Below are 23,541 nucleotides of genomic sequence, written 5' to 3'. Positions count from 1 at the left end.
TTTCGGTGTCGCACGTTCCAGAGAATGAATCGGATAATTCTCCCAATGGACACGGTAGACAGCGCAAGTATCCCCAAGGTGGAAATGTAGAACTTGTTATAACCGGGCTGACAACTCCTTGACTCCGGTGCGGGACGGCGTTCCTAGTCGACCAGCAGCGGGATGGTCCTGCGCACGCTCCGGCAGACGCCGTCGCTGGCCGCCGCGGCCGCCAGCCGCTCCGCCGGCGGGGTGCCGTACCCGGTGGTGCGCTGGCGCAGCGGGCGGCCCGTCGGCTCCACCATCGCGGCGATCTCGGTGATCGTCTTGTACGAGCCGTTCTCCGACCCGGCCATCCTGCTGATCGTCTCCTCCATCAGCGTGCCGCCCAGGTCGTTCACGCCGCCGGTCAGCACGGCACGGCACAGCTCGTCCTGGAGCTTCACCCACGAGCACTGGATGTTGTCGATCGCGCCGTGCAGCATGATCCGCGCCAGGGCGTGCACGGCGCGGTTCTCCCGGGCCGTCGGGCCCGGCCGGGCGATGCCCGCCAGGTAGATCGGCGCGCTGTGGTGGACGAACGGCAGCAGCACGAACTCCGAGAAGCCGCCGGTCTCCTCCTGGATCCGCCGGATCAGCCGGATGTGCGCCACCCAGTGCGCGGGGGTGTCCACGTGGCCGTACATCATCGTGGACGTCGTCGGGATGCCCGCGCGGTGGGCGGTGGTGACCACCTCGACCCACTCCCGGGTGGGGAGCTTGCCCTTGGTCAGCACCCAGCGCACGTCGTCGTCGAGGATCTCCGCCGCCGTGCCCGGCAGCGAGTCGACGCCGGACTCCTTGGCGGCCACGAGCCAGTCGTGGATCGACATGTTCGTCCGGCTGGCGCCGTTGATGACCTCCATGGGGGAGAAGGCGTGGACGTGCATGTCCGGGCACTTCGCCTTCACCGCCTTGGCGATGTCGAAGTAGGCCGTACCGGGCAGGTCGGGGTGGATGCCGCCCTGCATGCACACCTCGGTCGCCCCGGCCTCCCACGCCTCGGCCGCCCGGTCGGCGACCTGGTCCAGCGACAGGGTGTACGCGTCGGCGTCGGTGCGGCGCTGGGCGAACGCGCAGAAGCGGCAGCCGGTGTAGCAGACGTTGGTGAAGTTGATGTTGCGGTTGACGACGTAGGTCACCTCGTCGCCCCTGACCTGGCGGCGCAGGTCGTCGGCCAGGCCGCAGAGCTCTTCCAGGTCGGCGCCGTCGGCGCTCAGCAGGGTGAGCGCCTGGGCGTCGGTGAGCCCCGCCGGGTCGGCGGTGGCCCGCCGGAGCGCCTCCCGCATGTCGCCGCTGATCGCGGGCCCCGGCGCCGCCCCCGCGGGGACCCGGTCGCGCAGGGCGTCCCAGTCGCCGTAGACGTGCTCGAAGTCGTCGCGCCGGTCCTGCGAGCGCCCGGTGGAGTCCACCTCGACGTGCAGGTCCGTACGGCCGCCGGGGGCGAAGCCGCCATCGGGCTCCTGCCACGGCCGGCCCACCGGGACGGTGTCCAGGGCCAGGCCGGTCTCCGGGTCGGCCAGAGACGCCACGTGGGCGCGCAGGCGGGGGTCGAGCCAGGGCTCCCCCGCGAGCACGTACTCCGGGTAGATCGTGAGCCGTTCCTTGAGCGTGAACCCGGCGGCGGCGGTGCGGGCCGCCAGGTCGTCGATCTGCGGCCAGGGACGCTCGGGGTTGACGTGGTCGGGGGTCAGCGGCGAGACGCCGCCCCAGTCGTCGATCCCGGCCCTGATCATCAGGTCGAACTCGCCGCCGATGAGGTTCGGCGGGGCCTGGACGCGGGTCTTGGTGCCGAGCACGAGCCGGGTGACGGCGATCGTGGCGGCCAGCTCGCGCAGGTCGGCGTCGGGCATGCCGCGCATGGCGGTGTCCGGCTTGGCGCGGAAGTTCTGCACGATGACTTCCTGCACGCCGCCGTACTCGCGGGCGACCCTGCGGATGGCGAAGATCGATTCGGCGCGGTCGGCGACGGTCTCGCCGATGCCGATCAGGATGCCGGTGGTGAACGGCACGTTGGAGCGTCCGGCGTCCTCGAGGACGCGCAGCCGCACGGCCGGGTCCTTGTCGGGCGAGCCGTAGTGGGCCTCGCCCTTCTCCTCGAACAGGCGGCGGGAGGTCGTCTCCAGCATCATGCCCATCGAGGGGGCGACCGGCTTGAGCCGCTGCAGGTCCTGCCAGGTCATGACGCCCGGGTTGAGGTGCGGCAGCAGCCCGGTCTCCTCCAGCACGCGGATCGACATGGCCCGCACGTAGGAGAGCGTGTCGTCGTACCCGTGGGCGTCCAGCCACTCCCGCGCCTGGTGCCAGCGGTCCTCGGGGCGGTCGCCGAGGGTGAACAGCGCCTCCTTGCACCCGAGGGCGGCGCCCTGGCGGGCGATCTCCAGCACCTCGTCCGGGCCGAGGAACGCGGCGGGGAGCCTGCCCGGCGCGGTGGCGAACGTGCAGTAGCCGCAGCGGTCGCGGCAGAGCCGGGTGAGGGGGATGAAGACCTTGCGGCTGTAGGTCACGATCCCCTGGCGTCCGACCGACGCCAGCCCGGCGTCCCTGACCCGGCCGGCGTATTCGAGGAGACGGTCCAGATCGGCGCCTCGGGCATGCAACAGAACCGTGGCCTCGGTCACGTCGAGCGCCTTGCCGTCCCTGGCGCGGGCCAGCGCTCGCCGCATCGCGGCGTCTGTGGGGTTCACGTTCATGGAACGCACAGTACGGAACGGTCTCGGCCGGACGGGCGGGCGGGGGGCCGAGTCCCACCAGCTTTAGCGCTACTTAAGGGTAAGAGTCACTGATTCTCGATAGACGTAAACATATGCACAGGAACATACTTAGGAGGTCACCCCAGCTCAGCCCAAGGAGAACCGAGATGTCCTGGTTGATCATCGCCTTCATCGTCGCCGTGGCCCTGCTCGCACCGATCTTCGGCGCCGACTCCCGCGACGGCCGCGACTGGAGGCCCAGCACCCCGCAGGCGCGCGGCGAACGGCACGCCCTCCGGCACACCTCGCTCAGAACGAGCGATAGTCGCGAACGGCCATCCTCGGTCCGCGTGCCGGTGGTCTCCGGCCGCCGAGTTCGAGCAGGCGGGTGATCCGGTGCCGGTGCCCACGGTAGGGAGCCAGCAGCTCCAGCATCCCGGCGTCGTCGGTCTTACCGCCGGTGAGCGACCACCCGACCAGCGAGGGCAGGTGGTAGTCACCGACCGAGACGGCGTCCGGGTCGCCGTGGGCCCGCTGCCGGGTCTCCGCCGACGTCCACACGCCGATCCCGGGCAGCGCCCGTAACAATCGGTCCGCCTCCGCGGACCCCGCCGCCTCCAGCTTTCCGGCGTGCAGGGACGCGTTGATGATCGTCCTCGCGCGCACGGCCTCCGCCCCCGCGCGGTGCCAGTCCCACGAGGGGATCCGCCGCCACACCTCCGGCTCGGGGAAGACCCGCATGGCCTCGGGCGCCGGGCCAGGCGCGGGCTCGCCGTACCTGCCCAGGAGCCACCGCCACGCCCGCCACGCCTCCCGGCCGACGACCTTCTGCTCCAGCACCGCGGGCACCAGCGCCTCGAACACCCGACCCGTGCGGCCCACGCGCAGCCCGCCGAACCGCGAGGCCAGCTCCCGCACCAGCTCGTGGACGCCCGGCCCCAGGCGGCCGACCAGCGCCTCGAAGTCGGCGACCAGGTCGGCGGACCCGAGGAGCTCCGGCAGCGTCTCCAGCATCCACCCGGCCCCGGGACCCCACGCCTGCGCGACCACGACGGCCTCGCGCGCCTGGACCGTCACCCGGATCGTGCCCGGCCCCTCGGGAGTACGGCACGTGCGCCACACGGCCCCGTCCGGCGCGGACCGCCACGCGGGATCGCCGCCGCCCCGGCGATGCGGAGCCATCGTCCGCGCCACGTCGAGCGGACCCTCCGGCCGCCACCTGCGTTCTCGCACCCCCTCAGCCTAGGCGCGCCCCGCGCCCCGCCACCCGGCCGTCGCCGCGGCAGCGCCTCCGGCCACCGCGCCGCGTGATACCCGGCCCGCAGTGCTGGACCGTGAACAAGAATCGTGGGTTCGCCGAACTATGGGTGTCCGAGGCAACCGACGGAAAGACCGGGATTCATGACAGCCCCTCCCAAGGATGCGGCGCCGCCCAGCAAGGACACCGACGCGCAGGTGGTGGAGGCTTCGCGGCGTCACCCTGATCGGTTCGGCGCCGTCTTCGATCGCTATTTCGCAGACATCCACCGCTATGTTCACCTGCGCCTGGGCGAGACGGCCGCGGACGACCTCACCGCGGAAACCTTTCTGCGTGCCTTCCGCGACCGGGAACGCTTCGACCTCACCCGCCTCAGTGCCCGCCCCTGGCTGTACGGCATCGCCTCCAATCTGGTCGCCGAGCATCGTCGCGGCGAGGCGCGCAGATATCGGGCGCTGGCCAGAAGCTCCGCTGCCACGGAGATCGCCGGCCACGACGAGCGCGTGGTGCAACGGGTCTCCGCGGCGGTCATGCGGCCGCGGCTCGCCGCCGGCCTCGCCCGGCTCTCGGCCGGGGACAGGGACGTCCTGCTGCTCGTCGCCTGCGCCCAGCTCAGCTACGAGGAGGTGGCCGAGGCCCTCGGCATACCTCGGGGAACGGTGGGATCGCGTCTCAACCGCGCCCGCAAGAAGCTCCGCACGATCATCGGTCCCGCCGAGGAGGCACTGTGATGAACGAACTCGAAGCGATCAAGGATCATCACGACAGCCTGCCCGGCCCCGCGCCCGAGGTGACCGCGCGCGCACGCGTGCTGCTGGCCGAAGAGGCCGGGGCCGAGCCGCGTCGGCTGACGGTGGCCGCTCCCGGCCGCGGCCGGCCGGCGCGGTCACCTCGGCGGCCTCTTCGCGTTTCCAGGTTGGCGATGAGGGCCGGCGCGGCCGTGGGCCTCGCGGCCGCGGTGACCGCGGGACTGGTCCTGGTGCGGGGCGGCCACGACTCCGCTCCGTTCGGGACGCCTCCTGCCAGCGCCGCCGAGTTGCTCCGGCACGCGGCTTCCGTCGCGGCGCGCGAGGACGTGCGGCCCGGGCCGGGGCAGTTCGTCTACGTGGACCAGAGGAACGTCATGTTCGTCAGCAGCCCCGAGGGCGCGTACACCCAGGAATGGCGTCGCGAGGTGTGGATGCCGGCCGGGGATCCCGGCAAGGCCCTGACGCGCTCGACGTACGGGCGGACACGTCTCACCGGCGGAGGAGGCCCGGCGCACGTGCAACCCCCCGGAACGGTGGAGTACCAGCGCGCGGGGCAGTGCCACGAGAGCCCCCTGGCCCTGCTCTCCCAGGCCACCGATCTTCCCGCCGATCCTGATCAGGCCCTGGCGAGGATCCGCCGGGACGCGGAGGTGTTCGTCCGGTCGGACCAGCGCAGACGAGGAGAGACGGACCTGGGCCAGAGCGAGATCGACATGCGGGTCGAGAAGATCGTCGGGGGTCTTTTGCTCAAGCTGGCGGAGAACCCGCTCACCCCCTCCCAGACCAGGGCCACCGTCTTCGGCGCGCTGTCCAAGATGCCGAGCGCGACCGTCGTCCCGGACCTCACCGACCCCGCCGGACGACACGGGGTGGGCGCCTCACTCAGGTATGAGAGCCCCGGAACCTGGGAACGCGGGGAGCTCATCTTCGAGCCGGTCACCTACCGGTTCCTCGGCTACCGGAGCTGGATCGGGCGGCAGGAGGGCGGACAGGTCAAGGAGATCCCGAGTAGCAGCATGGCGGTGATGGCGGTGAAGGTCGTCGGCTCCATGCCGAAGGTCCCGAAGGACGCCGCCAAGCCCATGTTCTGCTGACCCGATCATCGGTTCGACCGTGAGGGAGGTCGCGGCCGGTCGCCGCGGCTATGTGGCGAGAGGGAGGCGGAGGACGAAGCGGGCGCCGGTGGGGTGGTCGGCCGCGTAGAGGCGGCCGCCGTAGGCCTGGGCGATCTCGCGTGCGATGGGCAGGCCGAGCCCGGATCCGCTGGGGTCCAGGCGGCGGCCCTCGTCGAGGCGGGCGAGGCGTTCGAAGACGCGTTCGTGGTCGGCCGGGTCGATGCCGGGCCCGTCGTCGATGACCTCCAGGACCGCCTCGGGCGGGTCGGCGGTGACGACGATCTCGATCGTGGTGGTGGTGTGCCGTTCGGCGTTGGCGATCAGGTTGCCCAGGAGCCGGGCCAGGCGGATCGGTGAGGCGTTCACCACCGCCCGCCGGTCGAGCCGGGTCACGACGGCGGCGGTCAGCGTGCGGCGTTCCAGTTCGTCGGCGACGAGCCTGGCCAGGTGGATCGGTTCGGTGGCGGTGGGTGCCGTGGTGTCGAGGCGGGCGAGTTCCAGCAGGTCGGCGACGATGTCTTTAAGCCGTTCCGCGTCTCGCAGGGCCTTGTGCAGGATCGGCCGCAGGTCGGTGTCGGGCTCGGAGAGCCCGACCTCCAGCTTGGTGAGCAGCCCGGTGATCGGGTTGCGCAGGTCGTGGGAGGCGTCGAGGACGAACCGCCGCTGCTGTTCGGCGGCCTCCCGCAACGCCGCCATGGTGTGGCCCTGCTGGGTGTAGGCGTGGTGGAGCCGTTCGCTGACGGCCAGGAGTTCGCGGGCGCGGACGAAGGCGCCGGGGTCGCTCTCCCCCTGCTCGGCCCGCGCGCAGGAGGCGGCGTCCTGGCCGCCGCGCCTCAGATGCCGGACGAAGGCGGTGACGTCCTCGGCACGGTGGATGATCAGGTGCACCCGTCCGCCGGGGTCGAAAACGGGGCTGTTGACCGCGCTCCAGTACCGTTCCTCGAACGTTCCCGGCCGGCCGGGAACCTCGACGTCGTGCCTCTGCAGCGCCACGGCGGACGGCTCGCCGGTGGCCGCCACCTGTTCCAGCGACGCGCGCAGGGCCTTCAGCCCCCGCAGGTCCGGATCGTGGGGGTCACGGGGCATGGCGGTGAATATGGGCCGGCCGAGCAGGTCCGCCCTGGTCCATCCGGTGGTCTTCAGATAGGAGTCGTTGACCGCCACGACGACCAGGTCGGGGGTCAACAGCAGCAGCGGGGCCAGACCGTCCCTGAACACCGCCTCGTAGTGGATCTCGAAGGCCATCTTCCGACTCGTCTCTACGCCTGTTCCTCCAGGTTAGGCGGACGCGTCAAATGGAACGGATGGTCGATCACGCGGACGGCGCGCGGTCAGCCGTCGCTGGAGAAGCGGACCGCGCGCGGGGGAAGCCGGACGCCGGGCCACACGCGTGCCCCGGCGAGCAGCTCGTTGCCCGGCCCGACGTACGCGCCGTCGCCGATCACGACGTCGCGCAGGACCGCCCCCGAGGCGATGTGCGCGCCCACGCCCACCACCGAGTCGGCCACCGTGGCCCCGGACTCCACCACGCAGTCCGCGTACAGCACGCTGCCCCGGACCGAGGCGTCGGACTCGACGACCGCGCCGGGGCCGATGACCGTGCCGCCCGCGATCTTGGCGCTCGGCGAGACGCGGGACCCGGGCAGCGCCAGGGACTCCCCGCACGGGCCGGGCAGCGCCGGGGAGGCGAGGCGGCCCAGCACCAGGTCGCACGAACCCTGGACGAAGGCCGCAGGGGTGCCGACGTCGAGCCAGTAGGACCGGTCGGCGTACCCGAGCACCAGCTCGCCGGACTCGATCAGGCCGGGGAAGGTCTCCCGCTCGACCGAGACGACCTGCCCCTCGGGGATCTGGTCGATCACCGACCGCTGGAAGACGTAGCACCCGGCGTTGATGCGGTTGGTCACCGGATTGGGGGTCTTCTCCAGGAAGGCGGTGACCCGGCCGTCCTCGCCGGTCGGCACGCATCCGAACCGCGAGGGATCGTCCACCTCGGTGAGATGGAGCGTTACAGCGGCACGGCGCGCGACGTGCAGCCCCACCTGCTCGGAGATGTCGTGCCCCGACAGGATGTCGCCGTTGAGCACCAGGATCGGGGCGTCGGGGCCGGAGGTGAGCGCCCGGGCCGCGTTGCGGATCGCGCCGCCGGTGCCGAGCGGGCTCTCCTCGGTGATGTACACCAGGGAGAGGCCGAACGCCGAGCCGTCGCCGAAGGCCTCGGCGAACATCGAGGCGCGGTAGGAGGTAGCGAAGACCACGCGCCGCACCCCGAAGGAGTGCGCCCTGGCGAGCTGGTGGGCCAGGAACGGCACCCCAGCCGTGGGGAGCAGTGGCTTTGGAGTGCTCAGGGTCAGGGGGCGAAGACGCGTGCCTTGCCCGCCCACGAGGAGAATGGCCTCAAGGTGTGCCGCCTCTGTCGAGTAGCTCTCCGTCACACCGTGAGGCTAGCTCACTGATCGACCGCCCGTTGATAGGAAACCATATGCGCCTCCGCCGAGGCGTCCCACGTGAACTCCCGGGAGCGGGAGATCCCGGCCTCCGACAGCGACCGCCGGCGCTCCCCTGACTCCAGCAGCGCCTTCAGGGCGTCGCTGATGCTCTCGGCGTCGGGCTCGGTGTAGGCGACCGCCTCGCCCCCGACCTCGGGCAGGGAGGTGCGGTGGGTGGTGAGCACGGGCGCCCCGCAGGCCATGGCCTCGAGCACGGGCAGGCCGAAGCCTTCCCCGCGTGAGGGGAACGCCACCACGACCGCCCCGCCGAGGAACCCCGGCAGGTCGGCGAAGGCGAGGTAGCCGGGGCGGATGACGCGCACGGCCACCGGGAGCGCGCTGACCGCCGCGTCCACCTCGTCGTTCCAGCCTCCGGCGCTGGCCAGCACCAGGGCCGGCGCCGACGGCAGGTCGTTCACGGCCTGGCCGAAGCCCTTCACCAGGTTCGGGACGTTCTTGCGCGGCTCGAAGGCGCCGAGGAAGGCGACGTAGGGGCGGCCGTGCAGGCCGAGCCGGCCGGCGGCCCGCTTGACCTCGGCCTCGGACGGCGGGTGGAACAGCGCAGGGTCGACCCCGTGGTAGGCGACGTCGATGCGCGTCGGGTCGGCCGCGAGCACCCGGACCAGCTCGTCGCGGGTGGCCTTGGACGGCACGATGACACGGGCCGAGCCGCGGACCGCCGTACGGGTGGCCGCGCGGAAGAACGACGCCCGGACGGAGTTGTGCTGCTCCGGCTCGGTGAAGCACGTCACGTCGTGGACGGTCGCGACGGTGGGCAGGCCGGAGTGCAGCGGGATCGAGTAGAAGGGGGCGTGGATGACCTGCGCGCCGACCTGGCGGGCCAGCACGGGGATGCCGGTCTGCTCCCAGACCAGGCGGGTGCCCCGGCTGGAGATGGCCGGTGGGCCGGGGAGGACGCGCGCGGAGGGCGCGATCTTCCCGTACCGCTCGGCGTCGGCCCGCTGGCAGACGACCGCGAGATCGGCGCCGGCCCGGTCGAGGGCGGCGAGGAGTCCGTCGACGTATCGGATCAGGGCGCCGCGGTCGGCGGGGACGGCCGCCGCGTCGACGAGCACTCGGGGCGTCAAGGGCGATCGCTCCTCTCGGATCTCCGTGCCTGTCGAGGACGGAGACCGCATGCGAGCGCGGGCCACCTGGCCTGGTGTACCGGCCGGGTCACTGTCGTGCCCCTACCGGCTGCCGCGGCCGATGCCCTCGCCCCGATCCCCATCAGCCCTCACTCTATTGCGAGGCCCCCCGAAACCGTGAGTCAAATCACAGGCCATTTCCTGCTTCTCTGTCCGAGATGGCCGGTTGGTGGATCAGTCGCGCCCGGCGGTCGCTGGAACGTTCTCCGATCGGCGCGCGGCCAGGCCGGCGACGCCCGCGCAGACCAGGTCACCGGCCGAGACGACCAGCCGCGAGCAGAGGGCCGCCGCGATGGCCGAGCCGCCGGGAAGGACCGGTGCCAGGGCCGCGACCATGGCCACCTCGCGCACACCGGCCCCCGCGGGGGCGACGACCACCAGGAACCCGAGGCACCAGGCCAGCGCGAAGGCGCCGAGGGACAGGGCCGTGGCCCTCGGGCCTGCGGCGCCCAGCCCGGCGACGATCAGCGCCAGATGCGCCCCGTAGGCGAGCCACCCGGCCAGGGCCCAGCCGGCCGAGACGAGCACGCCGCGCCGGGTCAGGGGGCGTTCGAGCGGGGGCCGCTTGAGCAGCCGAAGGCCGAGGCCGAGCACGCCGTTGACCACGCGGGGGTGCAGGCCGGCGACCAGCACCGGGAGCAGCAGGACCAGCCAGGCGTAGCGCGCCACCGAGTCGCCGGCGAAGACGGGCAGGGTCACGGCCGCGACCGTGAGCCCGCTGACCAGATAGATCGGATATGTCAGGAAAAAGGCGGCAGCGCTGCGGGGGCGCGGGATCCCGAGGTCCTTGCCCATCTCCATCTGGGCGAGGACCGGCCAGAGCGACCCGGGGATGTACTTGCCGAGCTGCCCGACGAAGAACACCTTCGCCGCGTCGGTGAACGGCAGCGGCGAGCCGAGGTCGGCCAGCAGCGCCCGCCACATCAGCATGCCCGCCACCAGCGCCGCCAGCACGGCGACCAGCGACCCGGCGAGCAGCGGCCAGGACAGCCGCCCGATCCCCTCGGCCACCTGCGCCCAGCGCCCGGCGATCGCCCAGGCGCCGAAGCCCAGCGCGACCAGCAGGAACGCGACCCTGACCAGCTTCTTGCGCGTCGTGGAACGCGGCGCCGCCGTCGTCGAGGCGGGTGCCACGGAGTCCGGCGTCATGGAGTGCGCACGGGCTCGGGGCCACGCGGGAGCGTGCCGCCGAGAGGGCCGCGCGCGGTCTTGGTCGCGACCCACAGGTAGGTCGGCACGACCGGCAGCAGGGCCCGCAGCGCCGCGCGGGGAGTGCGCGCCAGCGTGCCCTGGGCGGCGCGCCCGGCCGCGCCGGGGAACAGCTCGGTCCCGGCGAACCGGTCGGGCGAGGCCAGCACGGGCAGCGAGTAGTCCCAGACGTGGAAGCCGGCGAGCATGCGCCGCAGGCCGCCGCGGGTGCGGAACCGCTCGTAGTAGTGGTCGGCCCGGCCGGAGGCGCGGACGTAGCGGTCGGCGAGCGCGGGCGGCAGGTAGGACAGGAACGGCAGCTTGTAGTGGGGCTCGATCACGCCCAGCCGGTTGCCGAGCCCGAGGTACAGCACGCCGTCGTCGGCGAGCACGCGGCGCATCTCGGCGATGACGGCGTCGGGGTCCACCACGTGCTCGTAGATGTGGTTGAAGACCAGGACGTCGATCGACCCGTCGGGGAACGGCAGGGCGGTGCCGTCGGCGCAGACGAACTCGACCCGCTCGCCGAACCGCTCGGCGGCCCTGCGCAGGCCGGGGACGTCGATGTCCACCCCGAGCGCCCGCTCGGCGCCGGCCGAGGCCAGCTCGTCGGCGATGAACCCCGCCGAGCACCCGATGTCGGCGACGGTCAGCCCCTTGAGCACCGGGGCGTCGCCGCCCTCCCGGCCCAGGAAGTGCGCGAGCACGGCGATGATCTTCGCGGCCTTGCGGCGCCGCTTGGCCTCGTCCAGCATCGCGGCCTGGAACTCGGAGTATTCGAGCTGCGCCACACGTTCCTTGCCCACGCCGCCCAAGGGTATAGGGCCTCCGGCGCGCCCGCGCGGGATCGCGTGTGCGGGACGGGCGACCGAGGGGTCCGAAGGGACCTCCGGCGCGCCCGCGCGACACCCGAGGCCGGATCCCGCGTACGCCGAGGGTCCTACCCTCGACGACCAGGTGGCTCTACGCTGGGCGGATGCTGAGCCGCCTGCGATCGAGTCCCCTGCTCCGCGTGGCGCTGGCGCTCGTCGCCCTGGCCTTCCTGGGGTACGGGCTGTCCAGGAACTGGCACGACTCCGCCGCCGCCCTCGGCATGCTGTCGTGGTGGACGGTCGCCGGGTCGGTCGTCTCCGTCCTCGCGGGCCTCGGGTTCATGCTCCTGGCCTGGCGGGCGGTGCTCGCCGGCTTCGGGACCCCGCTGCCGCTGCGGGTCGCGGCGAAGGTGCTGTTCGTGGGGCAGCTCGGCAAGTACGTCCCCGGGTCGGTGTGGGCGTTCGCCGCCATGATGGAGCTCGCGCGCGACCACGGCTCCCCGCCGCGCCGCACGTTCGGCGCCACGGTGGTGGCCCTGGTCACCTCTCTGGGCTGCGCGATCGCGCTCGCCGCCGTCACACTGCCCCTGACCTCCCAGGACGTCGCCCGGCAGACGTGGTACCTCGTCGCGCTGATCCCGCTGATCGTCGTGGGCCTGCACCCCCGGGTGCTGACGTTCGGCCTCAACCTCGTGCTGCGCGTCGCCCGCAAGGAGCCCCTGGACCGCGTCCTGCCGGGCAGGGCGATGCTCGTCGCCACCGGGTGGACGATGATCGGCTGGCTGGTCTACGGCGTGCACATCTGGCTGCTGCTCGGCGACATGCGCCCCGGCGGGGTGTCGCTGTACGCCGTCGCCGCCGGGGCGTACGCGCTCGCCTGGGTGACCGGCCTGCTCACGGTGATCATCCCGGCCGGCATCGGCGTGCGGGAAGGAGCCATGGTGCTGGTGCTCGCGCCCGTCCTGTCCGCCCCGGGCGCGCTGGTCGTCGCGATCGTCTCGCGGCTGGCCTTCACCCTGGGCGACGTCGCGTGGGCCGGCCTCGGCTTCCTGCTGGCGCGCGGTCAGGCGCCTGAGGAGAGCAGGGCCTCGCAGTACGCCGCCCAGTAGGGGTCGGGGTCCACGGCCTTGACGCCCTGGCGCAGCCGCTCCGGCTCGCCGTCGGCGTAGAACGCGGTGATCGCCTCGGCGAGCGCGTCCGCCGACCCGGGCTCGACCAGCAGGCCGTCCACCCCGTCGGTGACGTGGTCGGCCAGCGCGCCGACGCGCGTGGCGATGACCGGCAGGCCGTTCTCGTGGCCGAGCCAGGCGTTCTGGCTGGCCGTGGCCGAGCGGTAGGGCAGCACCAGGGCGTCGGCCTCGGCGAACAGCGCCGGCAGCTCCGCCGCCGGGACGTAGCCGGGGCGCAGCTCCACGCGGTCGCCGAGGGCCAGTTCGGCGATCAGGTCGCGCGTGCCGTCCAGGCCGCCCCAGAACTCGCCCGCCACCGTCAGCGAGACGCCAGGGACGCGGGCGAGCGCGCGCAGCAGCAGGTCCAGGCCCTTGTACGGCCGGATCATGCCGAAGAACAGCAGCCGGTTACGCACCCCGCCTGAGGCCGTGACCTCGCCCCTCGCGGGAAGGTGGGGCGGCAGGGCGGCGACCCGGACCGGCGTGGCCGAAAGCTCCCGGGCGAGCCCCGCCTGCTCCTCGGAGTGGGTGAGCACCTGGTCCGCGCGGCGCAGCAACGCCTTCACCAGCGGCGCGTCGTAGGGCTTGCGCTCGTGCGGCAGCACGTTGTGGCAGAGCGCGACCACCCGGGCCCGGCGCCGCAGGCCGTACAGGATGCCGAGGTAGGCGGGGACCTGCACGGAGCTGAGCAGGCTGAGCACCACCAGGTCCGCGCCGCGCAGCCGCCGGCCGCAGGCGACCCACCCGCCGGGGAGCCGCCAGTCGAGGACGCGCCGGACGCCGGGGAACGGCTCCCCCTCGGGCGCCGAGATCGTCTGCTGCCCGGGGTACAGGAAGGAGGGGTACTGCGCCCGCCAGGACTCGATCACGACGTCGTGGCCCAGGGCCGCGAGCCGGTGCGCCAGCTCGGTGGTGTGCTGCGCCCCGCCGCCCTTGTAGGGGTAGGCGGGCCCGACGATCGCGACGCGCACCTCAGGCGCCCCGGGACCGGACGATCAGGTCGGCCAACAGGGCGAGCGAGCCGATGATCAGCCCGGACAGGAAGACCATGACCGTGCTGGCCGGGAAGTAGAACGGGTGCCGGAACATGTCCACCACGCCCTTGGCCAGGCCGATCACGACCAGCCAGATCGCGGGCGGCATGAGGACCTTGAGCGGGTTGAAGTACATCACCATCCGCAGCACCTGAAGGATGTAGCGGTAGGCGTCGGAGATGAAGCTGAACTTCGACTTGCCCGCCCGCTTGCTGTACTCGATGGGCATGTAGTGCACGTCGTGCTGGTTGGACAGGAACGCCAGGGTGATCGTCGTCACACAGGAGAAGCCGGGGGGCAGCAGCCGCAGGTAGGGCAGGGACACCGACTTCCTGAAGGCCCGCAGGCCGGAGTTCAGGTCGGGGATCTCCTGGCCGGCCAGGCGCTCGGCCACCTTGCGGATGAACCACTTGGCGGGCACCCGGAGGATCTTGTGGGAGCCCTGCTCGCTGGTCCTGGCGCCGACGACCTGGTCGATCGCCGGGTCCTTCTCCAGGATCTGCACCAGCTCGGGGATGCGCTCGTTGGGGTAGGTCATGTCGGCGTCGGTCCACACGACGATCTCGCCGAGCGCGTCCTGGGTGCCTATGCGGCGGACGGTGCCCGAGCCGCCGTTGCGGTGGAAGGCCACGATGCGCATGCTGGGGAACCGGGGCGCGGCGGCCTGGAGCCGGGCCAGCGTCCCGTCGGTGGAGTGGTCGTCCACGGCCACCAGCTCGTAGGTGTAACCGCTGAGGTCCATGGCCTCGCAGATGCGTTCGACCTCTTCGATGACGTGGTCCTGCTCGTTGTAACAGGGCAGGACGATCGTCACGTACGGTTTCGCTTCCACGGCGGATCCAGTCTCAGGCGTCTCGGTCACACTCACGTCGGGCGAGGATACAGGGCCCGGCCCGTCGAGGAGTCCACGTCATCCCGACCTGGGGAGTCTTCCCCGCCCCCGCGACGCCACTCCGGTCACCCCGGCCCCTCTGCCATGGGGCGCCACTCGGATCCTCTCGCCTACCGGACCGACTGGACGCCCGGCATGTCGCGCACCGCCTTCCTGACCGCCTCGGCGGCCTTGGGGGTGCCCGTGCGCACGCGGTAGCTCTCCAGCATGAGCTCAAGGAGCAGGGGCGGCCCGTCGTTGATCCCCTCGGGGCGGTACAGCCGTTCCAGTTTGAGCGCGTGCGCCCGGTCCTCGAAGTAGATCTTCTCCACCCCGTCGACGGCGAGGAGGCGGTCGAGGATCGCCCGCTTCTGCGCGTCGGTGACCGGCCGGCCGCCGATGGACTTGCACGCCCGCGCGGGCCCGTAGCCGCACAGGGTCACCGTGACGTCGGCTCTGCCGTCCCAGAAGTCGGTGGTCACGCGGGTGACGACCCGCACCCCCCGGATGCGCCTGACCTTGGCGGCCACGGCGAGGTAGTCCGACTGGTGGCGCAGCGTCCCGATGAAGGAGTCGGGGAAGTTCGCCTGGGTGAGCGTGAAGTCGGAGGTCACGTCCGGATACCGGTCGGGAAGGCCGCGCCACCTGTTGTAGGAGGCCGCGGAGCTGACGAACTCCAGCGAGACGACCTCGGGGATGGCGCGCAGCGCGGCCTCCACGCGGGGCTGGTCGGCGATGACCCTGCCCTGGTCGGTCTGGCAGCGCGAGATCCCCTCGCCGCACACCCCCACCGCGAACCGGAGTTGCTCGGGGACCGCGACGTCCGGGGGCGGGAGCGGCTCGCGGGACCGGTCGTACAGGTACCACCCGCCGCCGGCGACCACTCCCAGCAGCACGACCGCCACCGCGCCCACGGCCAGCAGGACCCGGTGGGCCGACGCCCAGGCCCGGAACCTGGGCTCCCGGTCCGGGTCCTCCCCGAACGACAGCTCCTCCGGGCCCGGCGGCTCCTCTGGCTGGTACACGGCCTCCACTCTCCCGATCACGGCCTCCCGGGGTCAACCGGCGCGGGACCCCCGGTCACGCACGGTCGGCGGCTCCCGGGGTCGATCGGTGCGGAGGTCAGCCGGTGCGGGGGACGGTCATCCAGACGTCGATGCCCAGGGACCACGTGCCGTCCGGCGGGTCGACCAGGGACCGCTCGTCCTGGCGGGTGCGCAGGGCGACGACCTGGGTGGGCGCGCCGTACGGGGTGAGCTGGTCCCGCCGGGCGGCGAGCAGGACCGGGACGCGGCGCGCGATGCGGATCCGGTCGGACAGGCGGTCCACGTCGGAGGGCGCCGCGACGTCGGAGGGCCCCGAACCGGTGACCTGGCTCGCGACCCGGACATGGGCCGTCGGCACCCCGCACATGCCCCGGACGACCTGGGTCATCCGGTCGGCGGTCACCCGCTCGATGATCAGCACAGTGGCGTCCGCGGGCAGGGCGGCGCACATCCGCGCCACGGCCGCCGCCTCGCCGCGCTCGATCGGGGAGAACGCGGTGCCGATCGAGGTCACCACGGCCGGGACCACCATCAGGACGGCGCCCGCCGCGTACACCCCGCGCTGGACCCGCGTCCCGTACCCGGCGTTCCGCACCCTGGCCGTCACCCAGCGCAGACCCCACGCCGCGAGCAGGATCAGCCCCGGGACGATCACCGCGACCAGCCGTCGCGACGCGAACGGGTGGTCGGGCGTGATCGCCGGGCGCCAGAGCGTGGTGACGGTGGTCCACCCGATGATCGCCAGCGGCAGCAGCCAGACGAAGCCCCGGCCCCGGGCGATGCGCCGGGCCAGCACGGCCGCCGCCAGCGTGGCGAGCACCACGACCGGGACGCCGACGTACCAGATCACCCAGTACAGCGAGTCCTCGTAGTAGAGGCGCCCGGCCTCGACCGGCAGGCCGGTCGCCCGCTGCGTCGCCTGGATGAACCGGTCGTTGAGCAGGTCGTCGGGGTTGGCGGCCACCCGCCGCACGGTCTGGACCCACGGGCGCACCGCCAGGCCCGCCATCGTCAGGACGACCAGCGCCGCCGCGAGGCCGGGCGGCCACCGCCAGGACCGCACCGCCTTCCAGGACGGGGGGATCACCCTCGGTCCGAGCACCGCCCCGGCCACCGTCAGTGCCAGCACCAGACCGCAGATCGCGAGCAGCGGCAGGATCGAGTCCGACAGGTAGTTCAGATACGGCCGCGCCAGCACGTACGCCACCAGGAACCCCAGCCCGGCGCCCGCGACCAGCCCGCCGAGCAGCGGCGGACCCGTCCCCGCGTACGCCACGCCCCGCCCCTTCCCCCGGCGCAGGGCGATCAGCAGCCCCGCGTACACCAGCACGGGGAGCACGTCGCGCAGGCCGTCGATCCTGACCAGCACGGCCAGGCCGAAGGCCAGCCCGGCGAGCGCGGCGGCGCGCGGGCGGCGGCGGGTGTCGAAGGCCAGGGCCATGCCGCCGAAGAGCAGGATCAGCGACGGGATCTCGCTGAACGTGGTGCGCGAGGTGTAGAGGATCGGCAGCGCGACGGCGAACGCCAGCGCCGCCGGAGGGGCCCACCTGGCGCCGGCGAGCCGGCCCGTGACCCCGGCGACGGTCAGCACGGCCAGCGCGCCCAGCACCGGGGGCACCAGCAGCAGGCCGGGCACCCCGCCGAACCAGAACCCGAGGGCGTCGATGATCGGCGTACCGGGCATGAACTGCGGCACGACGGCGCCGCCATGGTCGTAGAAGCCGATGCTGCCCTGGATCAGCGCCGGATCGGGGCCGCCGAACGCCGCCGTGTCGTAGGGGATCGGCAGCGAGCCGTGCCGGGCCACCCAGATCGCGTACTGGGCGTAGGTGGCGGGGTCGCGGCGGACGGCGAGCTGCTCGCTGTGGAAGACGGCGTTGAACACGCCCGAGGCGACCGCTATGCCGCCCACGGCGGCCACGTGCCAGGGCGTCGCGTCGGCCGCCTCCCCCTGGCGCGCGATCCGCGCCCCGTACACGCACAGGACTACGGCGAGGAGACCGCCGAGCGGCAGCATGAACGGCGGGGTGAAACGGCCGAGCAGAAGCAGGGGCACGCCCGCCAACAGCCAGCCCGTCAGGGCGAGGGCGGGCATGATGGACACCGCGGCGAGCACCCGGCCCGCCGGCGGCCGTCGCGACTGATCGAACCAGGTTCCGGTCATCCTTGCCCGCGAGCCTAGTGCGACGTACATGGGCGTTCGCCGCATCGCCACCCCTTCCCACCAGCACGGCGCCTGGCCTGCGAGGCGGCGTGGCGGCGGAGGAGCAGGTAGCGTACGGGCTTCGCGTGATCTCGCTCCGGCGGGTGACGATCTTCATTGGTGGCGTGCGGGGGGACGAGTTGGTGACCACGACGGCCGCACGCACCCTGACGGGGCGGCTCCTCACGACGCTCCCGTCCGTCCGGGCCTTCGCCGGGCGGCACCGGTGGTTCCTCGTGGTGCTGTCGTTCGGGGCCGCGTTGCGCCTGGTCGCCATGATCGGTTACCGGCCGGCGCTCTGGTTCCCCGACTCCTACACCTATGTGGTGACCGCGCTGTGGCCCCGGCCCGACCTGGTACGCCCCGCCGGGTACTCGATGTTCCTGCGCCTGCTGGAGCCGTTCCACAGCTTCGGGCTGGTGGCGTTCACGCAGCACCTGCTCGGGCTGGCCACCGGCGTGCTCGTCTACACCGCCGTGCTGCGGCTGCGGGGGCGGCGGTGGGCGGGGGCGCTGGCCGCCGCACCCGTGCTGCTCGACGCCTACCAGGTCGAGCTGGAGCACCTGCTGGTGTCCGACACCCTGTTCGCGTTCCTCGCCATCGCGGCCGTGGTCGCCGTACTCGGCCCGCTGACCTGGCGGGCCGCCGTCACGGCCGGACTGCTGCTGGGGGCCGCGACGCTCACCAGGACGATCGGGCTGCCGCTGATCGCCGTGGTCGCCGTGTGCCTCCTGGCCCGCCACCGGTCCGCGCCGGGGCGGGCGGGGGGCAGGTGGCTCGCCGGGGTGCTCGTCGCCGCGGCACTGGTGCCGGTCGCGGGGTACGCGACCTGGTTCGCCGCCACCTACCACCGCTTCGGCATCGTCGGCTCCAACGGGGTCTTCCTGTACGCCCGGACGATGTCGTTCGCCGACTGCGGCGTCATGCGCCCGCCGCCGGACCTCGCCGTGCTGTGCGACCCCACCCCGCCGGCCCGCCGCCCGCCCTCGCAGGAGTACGTCTGGGCGGCCGGCTCCCCCCTGGTGGCGCTGCCCGGCATCACCTTCACCCGGGAGACCGACGGGCTCGCCGGGCGGTTCGCGTTGCTCGCCCTGCGCAGCCAGCCCCTGGACTACGTCGCGTCGGTGCTCTCGGAGATGGCGCGGTCGTTCTCGCCAGGCCGCCCCGTCTACCCCGACCAGGCGATCTACGACCTCTACGAGTTCCCGGCGACGGCCCCGCCGCCGCCCACGCGCGCGCCGGCGATGGCGGGCGCCGCGGCGGCCGAGCGGTACGAGGACGGCCCGATCGGCACGCGCATCGTGGAGCCGTACGCGGGCTGGATACGCGCCTACCAGGACGTCGTGCGGCTTCCCGGCGCGGCGCTGCTGGTGATCCTTCTCCTGCCTCCGGCGGTCGCGCTCGTACGGAGGCGGCGCGGCGGGGGGGCGGGCGCGTCGTGGGCGCTGCCGTGGATGACCTCTCTGGCGTTGCTCGCGATCCCCGCCGCCACCGCCGAATTCGACTACCGGTACACGCTGCCCGCGGTGCCGCTCGCGTGTCTGGCCGCCGCGCTCCTGACGGCGCGGCAGGTGGAGCGGTCAGAGTCCGCCTGACCTGGTGAACCTGTGAACTTCCGGTAAACCGGCCGATTGCGACATTCCAGCAAATATCCTCTTGTCGGTAAGCTTGGCGGACCCAACCGACCCATCTGGAGATTGCATGATCATGAGCCCATTCACCCGATCATGCCGCCCGGAACCGGGCCGGTGACCTAGTCTCGTGACGAAATGAGCGAGCACCGACACGGCGCCGAGCCGCCCCAGCCCGGCCGCAGGTCGAGCCGCGGCCGGACCCCGGACCACTCCGGCGCCGTCCCCCCCGCGGACGGCGAGCGTCCCCGCCGCCGCCGAGGCGCCCCCCAGGAACCGCCGCCCGAGCCCTACGGGCAGCCGGACGCCTACGGGCGCCCCGTCGACCACGCGCAGCAGAACGCCCACGGCCGGCAGGACGCGCGGCAGTACGGTCCCCCGGACGCGCAGTACGGCCCTCCCGACGCGCAGTACGGCCCGCCGGGCGCGCAGCCCTACGGCCGTGCGGACGGGCCGGCGTACGGCCCCGCCGACGGGCAGTCCTATGGCGCGCAGGGCGCGCAGCCGTTCGACGACCCGCGCGCGCCCCGGCAGCGTGACGTGCTCGCCGGTCCCCTCCCGCCGCCGGGTGAGCCCGCCCGCCGGGGCCGCAGGCGCGGCGACGGCGAGCCTCCGCGCAAGGGCGGCGGCAAGCGCCCGAGGGTGCTCGCGTGGGTCAGCATCGCCCTCACCAGCGTCATGGTCCTGGTCGCGCTCGGGGGATACACCCTGTACCGCAACCTGCTCGGCAACTTCCGCAAGGAGGACGTGAGCGCCGACCTGAACGCCAACCGGCCGGTCAACACCACCGGCGCGCTCAACGTCCTGCTCGTCGGCTCCGACTCCCGCGCGGGCGACAACAAGCGGTACGGCCAGCACATGGGCAACGAGGGCGAGCGCACCGACACGATCATCCTCATGCACATCTCGCCGAACCGCGACAAGGCGACGCTGATCAGCTTCCCGCGCGACTCGATGGTGCAGATCCCCGCGTGCAAGAACGCCCGGACGAAGGCGGCGCTCCCTCCCCGCCTCGACATGATCAACTCGGCGTTCAACGAGGGCGGCATGGGCTGCACGATCAACACGATCGAGTCCACCACCAACATCCGCGTCGACCACTACATCAAGGTCGACTTCACCGGCTTCAAGAACATTGTCGACGCCCTCGGCGGCATCCAGATCTGCGTGCCCCAGGCGGTCCACGACAAGCAGGCCAAGCTCGACCTGACGGCCGGCAAGCAGATCGTGAAGGGCGAGACCGCGCTCGCGTACGTGCGCGCCCGGCACTCCCTCGGCGACGGCAGCGACATCAGCCGCATCAAGCGCCAGCAGATCTTCCTGTCGCAGGTCGCGAAGAAGGCGACGAGCGGCGACACCCTGACCACCCCGACCAAGCTGCTGAGCCTCGTCACCGCCGCCGCGCAGTCGGTCGTGATGGACCCGCAGCTCGACGTGGACACCCTCCTGCAGATCGGGCAGAGCGCCCGCAGCCTCACCGCCAAGGGTGTCAAGTTCGTCACGGTTCCCTGGGAGGCCTACCCGGCGGACAAGAACCGCGTGCAGTGGAAGCAGCCGGACGCCGGGAAGATGTTCGAGTCGCTCCGCACCGACGTCGAGGTCACCCCGACGGCCAAGCCGAGCGCCTCCTCGTCCTCCTCCACCACGCCGGCCAAGCCCGCCGTGAAGCCGGGCCAGGTGCGCATCCAGGTGGTCAACGGCACCAACACCCCGGGCAAGGCCAAGGAGGTCGCCGAGGCGCTGGCGGCCCAGGGCTTCAAGGTCACCCAGATCGGCGACGCGCGCCCGGCCGACGGAACCGACAGACCGAAAACCCTGCTCAGGTACGCCAAAAACGCTGCGGACGGCGCGGACTACGCCACTCCCGTCGCCTCGAAGCTGCTGACCATCAAGGTGGCCCCGGGCGCCGGGAAGGTGAAGACGGGGCTTCTGACGCCCTTCACACCGCTCGCGACGACCACCCCTCCGGCCGGGACGACCGACACCCCGGCCGACGGCCCGATCATCCAGCTCGTCATCGGAGCCGACTTCAAGGGCGTGAAGGTGCCGGTCACCATTCCCGACAGCGCCCGCGTCGTCGACTCCAAGACCGACGTCTGCAGCACCTGACCGACCATGCCCGCGCGGCCCGGATCCCCCTGCGGGACCGGGCCGTCCGCGTGTCCCGGGGCGGCCGACTTCCGGCTCCGTCGCGACAATTGATGGTGGGGGCGTTAGGGTGGATGATCTGGCGAGCGTGCCCCTAATCCCTTCCGCAGCGTTCTTTCTGAGCACCTGCCAGTGTCCGAAGCTACCCCTGGTCTCCCGACAGATAGCTGAGCGTTCCCCCCGTGAGTGACACCAGATCCTCCTTCCAGGTTCCGTCTCCACGCACCGACGGCGTCTCCACCGACGCCGACGAGGTGGGGGCGCCCGGCACACGAGGACCGGCGCCGATCGACCCCGGCCAGGACGCGGAGACCGGCGACGGCGGCCCCGAGCATCCCGCCGGGGACGCCACCGAGCACCCCGCAGGGGACGCCACCGAAGACCCCGCCGAGGACGCCCCCACGGCCCGCTGGCCGGTGCCCGACTACGCGGCGCCTCCCACGGGCGCCTGGGACCGCCACCGCCCCCCGACGGGCGGCCGGTCCCGTGAGCCGCTGTGGCCGGCCCCCGAGACCGCCGAGGGCACGCGTCCTCCGGCCGAGGGCGACGCGGGCGCGGAGGCCCCCGCGGGCCGTCCCAGGCAGGCCGGCCGCTCGCCGTACGCCCTCCGCCCCGCGCGGACGGCCGAGCCCGCGCCCGGGCCCGGCGAGGACGACGACCCCGAGACCTTCACCTTCGACCGGCCGGCCTGGGGCGGGCCGCCGCCCGCCGAGGCCCCGCACGAGCATGACGCGCCCGTCTCCGACGGCTTCTCCTTCTGGGAGCGGCGCCCGGTGGCCGACGACCCCTCTCCCGCCGCGGCGGCCCCCGTCCTCGCCGGGCGGGCCCGCGTCCAGGAGGCTCCCGCCGGGGACTCCGCGCCCCGCGAGGCCGTGGAGAGCCCGGCGCCCGCCCGGGCGAAGCGGGCGCGCGAGCCGTACCTCGACAACGTGAAGTTCGTGCTGATCGCGCTGGTCGTGACCGGCCACTCTCTGGTGCCGACGCTCGGCACGCACTCCTCGCGCTCGCTCTACGTCTTCATCTACGTGTTCCACATGCCGCTGTTCGTCCTGATCAGCGGCTACCTGAGCAGGAACTTCTGGAACTCCAACGCCAAGACGAACAAGCTCGTCGACACCTTCCTCGTGCCGTACGTGATCGTCGAGGTCGGCTACGCCGTGCTGCGCACCGCGCTCGGCCACAAGTGGAGCCTGACGATCATCGACCCGTCATGGCTCAACTGGTACCTGCTGGCCCTGCTGCTGTGGCGGCTCTCCACGCCGGTGTGGCGGCGCATGCGCTACCCCCTGCCGATCGCCGTCGGCGTCTACCTGATGGCCGGGCTGTCGGACCTGCCCGGCGACTTCAGCATGGACCGCTTCTTCGGCCTGATGCCGTTCTTCGTGCTCGGCCTGTGGCTCCAGCCGCGCCACTTCGAGATGCTCAACCGCCGGTGGGTGAAGATCCTCGCCGGCGTCGTGCTGGCCGGGGCCGCCGGGGTGGCCCTCCTGATCTCCAAGCGCCTCCCGCTCAGCCCCCTGTACTTCAAGGAGAGCTACGCCGAGCTGCACATGTCGTGGTGGGTCGGCATGGGCGTGCGCGCCGCCCTGCTGGTCGCCGCCCTCACGGTCTCGGCGGCCATCCTGGCGCTGGTGCCGCGCAGGAACACCTGGTTCACCGACCTCGGCACGCGCACGCTGTACTGCTACCTGCTGCACGGCGTGCCGGTGCTCATCGCCAAGGACATGGGCTGGCTGGGCTTCCGCTGGCTGCACGGCCCGCTCGGCGTCATGGCGATCATGAGCAGTTGCTTCGCGCTGGCCATCGTCCTGTGCCTGCCGGAGACCCGCAAGCTCTTCAAGTGGCTGCTGGAGCCGCGCCTGGTGTGGCTCTACCGCAGACCGTCCTCCTAGGTCCAGGTGATCGGACCAGGTAGGCGGATGTTCAGCGGCATTTCCACCGCGATTAACGGTGCGCATCCGGGCAGGAA

The 23,541-nt window shown here is 72.7% G+C and carries 17 protein-coding genes; 6 read left to right on the top strand and 11 right to left on the bottom strand.

All coding sequences use genetic code 11. The annotated features are described in order from the left end of the window. Positions 1–143: 143 nt before the first annotated feature. A complete protein-coding gene (locus NYZ98_RS06045) occupies positions 144–2,711 on the bottom strand; it encodes a bifunctional FO biosynthesis protein CofGH (protein ID WP_262841513.1) in 2,568 nt (855 codons plus the stop codon). A gap of 309 nt (positions 2,712–3,020) precedes the next feature. Then, a complete protein-coding gene (locus NYZ98_RS06040) occupies positions 3,021–3,944 on the bottom strand; it encodes a DNA-3-methyladenine glycosylase family protein (RefSeq protein ID WP_262841511.1) in 924 nt (307 codons plus the stop codon). 168 nt (positions 3,945–4,112) lie between these two features. Between NYZ98_RS06040 and NYZ98_RS06035 the strand changes: the two genes are divergently transcribed. Then, on the top strand, positions 4,113–4,700 hold the full coding sequence (locus tag NYZ98_RS06035) for an RNA polymerase sigma factor (RefSeq protein WP_262841509.1): 588 nt from the start codon (positions 4,113–4,115) through the stop codon (positions 4,698–4,700). After that, positions 4,700–5,812 (top strand): CU044_5270 family protein, encoded by a 1,113-nt coding sequence (locus tag NYZ98_RS06030; protein WP_262841508.1) that lies wholly within the window; start codon positions 4,700–4,702, stop codon positions 5,810–5,812. The genes NYZ98_RS06035 and NYZ98_RS06030 overlap by 1 nt, the downstream gene beginning before the upstream one ends. A gap of 48 nt (positions 5,813–5,860) precedes the next feature. Here the strand turns inward: NYZ98_RS06030 and NYZ98_RS06025 are convergent, their stop codons facing one another. The 5 genes from NYZ98_RS06025 to NYZ98_RS06005 form a co-directional block, all read right to left on the bottom strand. After that, a complete protein-coding gene (locus tag NYZ98_RS06025; protein WP_262841507.1) occupies positions 5,861–7,078 on the bottom strand; it encodes a PAS domain-containing sensor histidine kinase in 1,218 nt (405 codons plus the stop codon). Between the two features lie 86 nt (positions 7,079–7,164). Further along, entirely contained in the window at positions 7,165–8,268 is a 1,104-nt protein-coding gene (gene manB, locus NYZ98_RS06020) for a mannose-1-phosphate guanylyltransferase (RefSeq protein WP_262841505.1), read from the bottom strand. Between the two features lie 14 nt (positions 8,269–8,282). Beyond that, positions 8,283–9,410 (bottom strand): glycosyltransferase family 4 protein, encoded by a 1,128-nt coding sequence (locus NYZ98_RS06015; protein ID WP_262841504.1) that lies wholly within the window; start codon positions 9,408–9,410, stop codon positions 8,283–8,285. A 234-nt stretch (positions 9,411–9,644) separates the two neighbouring features. Next, entirely contained in the window at positions 9,645–10,604 is a 960-nt protein-coding gene (locus NYZ98_RS06010) for a lysylphosphatidylglycerol synthase transmembrane domain-containing protein (RefSeq protein WP_262841503.1), read from the bottom strand. 11 nt (positions 10,605–10,615) lie between these two features. Beyond that, positions 10,616–11,464 carry a class I SAM-dependent methyltransferase gene (locus NYZ98_RS06005; protein ID WP_262841501.1) on the bottom strand — a complete coding sequence of 283 codons (849 nt, stop codon included), beginning with the start codon at positions 11,462–11,464 and terminating at the stop codon, positions 10,616–10,618. A gap of 170 nt (positions 11,465–11,634) precedes the next feature. Between NYZ98_RS06005 and NYZ98_RS06000 the strand changes: the two genes are divergently transcribed. Beyond that, entirely contained in the window at positions 11,635–12,579 is a 945-nt protein-coding gene (locus NYZ98_RS06000; RefSeq protein WP_262841499.1) for a lysylphosphatidylglycerol synthase transmembrane domain-containing protein, read from the top strand. On the opposite strand, the gene NYZ98_RS05995 is transcribed toward NYZ98_RS06000, so the two are convergent. The 4 genes from NYZ98_RS05995 to NYZ98_RS05980 all read right to left on the bottom strand — a co-directional run bounded on the left by NYZ98_RS05995 (position 12,534) and on the right by NYZ98_RS05980 (position 17,799). Beyond that, positions 12,534–13,610, bottom strand: coding sequence for a glycosyltransferase family 4 protein (locus NYZ98_RS05995; protein WP_262841498.1), 1,077 nt, complete (start codon positions 13,608–13,610; stop codon positions 12,534–12,536). The two genes, NYZ98_RS06000 and NYZ98_RS05995, sit on opposite strands and share 46 nt — an antisense overlap. A gap of 1 nt (position 13,611) precedes the next feature. After that, positions 13,612–14,505 (bottom strand): glycosyltransferase family 2 protein, encoded by an 894-nt coding sequence (locus tag NYZ98_RS05990; protein ID WP_262841496.1) that lies wholly within the window; start codon positions 14,503–14,505, stop codon positions 13,612–13,614. A gap of 170 nt (positions 14,506–14,675) precedes the next feature. Continuing rightward, positions 14,676–15,569 carry a permease-like cell division protein FtsX gene (locus NYZ98_RS05985; protein ID WP_262841495.1) on the bottom strand — a complete coding sequence of 298 codons (894 nt, stop codon included), beginning with the start codon at positions 15,567–15,569 and terminating at the stop codon, positions 14,676–14,678. Positions 15,570–15,666: 97 nt separating this feature from the next. Then, the gene (locus NYZ98_RS05980; RefSeq protein WP_262841494.1) at positions 15,667–17,799 is read right to left on the bottom strand and encodes a hypothetical protein; all 2,133 of its coding nucleotides are present in this window, start codon (positions 17,797–17,799) and stop codon (positions 15,667–15,669) included. 98 nt (positions 17,800–17,897) lie between these two features. Here NYZ98_RS05980 and NYZ98_RS05975 point away from each other — a divergent pair, with 98 nt between their 5' ends. From NYZ98_RS05975 to NYZ98_RS05965, 3 genes are all read left to right on the top strand, one after another. Further along, on the top strand, positions 17,898–19,388 hold the full coding sequence (locus NYZ98_RS05975) for a glycosyltransferase family 39 protein (protein ID WP_262841493.1): 1,491 nt from the start codon (positions 17,898–17,900) through the stop codon (positions 19,386–19,388). A gap of 174 nt (positions 19,389–19,562) precedes the next feature. Beyond that, positions 19,563–21,533 carry an LCP family glycopolymer transferase gene (locus tag NYZ98_RS05970; protein WP_262841491.1) on the top strand — a complete coding sequence of 657 codons (1,971 nt, stop codon included), beginning with the start codon at positions 19,563–19,565 and terminating at the stop codon, positions 21,531–21,533. Between the two features lie 221 nt (positions 21,534–21,754). Next, positions 21,755–23,464 carry an acyltransferase family protein gene (locus NYZ98_RS05965; RefSeq protein WP_262841490.1) on the top strand — a complete coding sequence of 570 codons (1,710 nt, stop codon included), beginning with the start codon at positions 21,755–21,757 and terminating at the stop codon, positions 23,462–23,464. Positions 23,465–23,541 lie beyond the last annotated feature (77 nt).

It is taken from the genome of Sphaerisporangium corydalis (assembly GCF_025506355.1).
GTDB lineage: Bacteria > Actinomycetota > Actinomycetes > Streptosporangiales > Streptosporangiaceae > Sphaerisporangium > Sphaerisporangium corydalis.
Note: the sequence above shows the minus strand (reverse complement) of the source record. Positions and strands in the feature narration are given on the sequence as shown.

What these genes read in the sequence shown, in the direction of transcription:
- NYZ98_RS06000 (WP_262841499.1), top strand. Translation starts at nt 11,635, where the DNA reads ATGCTGAGCCGCCTGCGATCGAGTCCCCTGCTCCGCGTGGCGCTGGCG.
- NYZ98_RS06025 (WP_262841507.1), bottom strand. Translation starts at nt 7,078, where the DNA reads ATGGCCTTCGAGATCCACTACGAGGCGGTGTTCAGGGACGGTCTGGCC.
- NYZ98_RS06030 (WP_262841508.1), top strand. Translation starts at nt 4,700, where the DNA reads ATGAACGAACTCGAAGCGATCAAGGATCATCACGACAGCCTGCCCGGC.
- NYZ98_RS06045 (WP_262841513.1), bottom strand. Translation starts at nt 2,711, where the DNA reads ATGAACGTGAACCCCACAGACGCCGCGATGCGGCGAGCGCTGGCCCGC.
- NYZ98_RS06035 (WP_262841509.1), top strand. Translation starts at nt 4,113, where the DNA reads ATGACAGCCCCTCCCAAGGATGCGGCGCCGCCCAGCAAGGACACCGAC.
- NYZ98_RS05970 (WP_262841491.1), top strand. Translation starts at nt 19,563, where the DNA reads ATGAGCGAGCACCGACACGGCGCCGAGCCGCCCCAGCCCGGCCGCAGG.
- NYZ98_RS05980 (WP_262841494.1), bottom strand. Translation starts at nt 17,799, where the DNA reads ATGCGGCGAACGCCCATGTACGTCGCACTAGGCTCGCGGGCAAGGATG.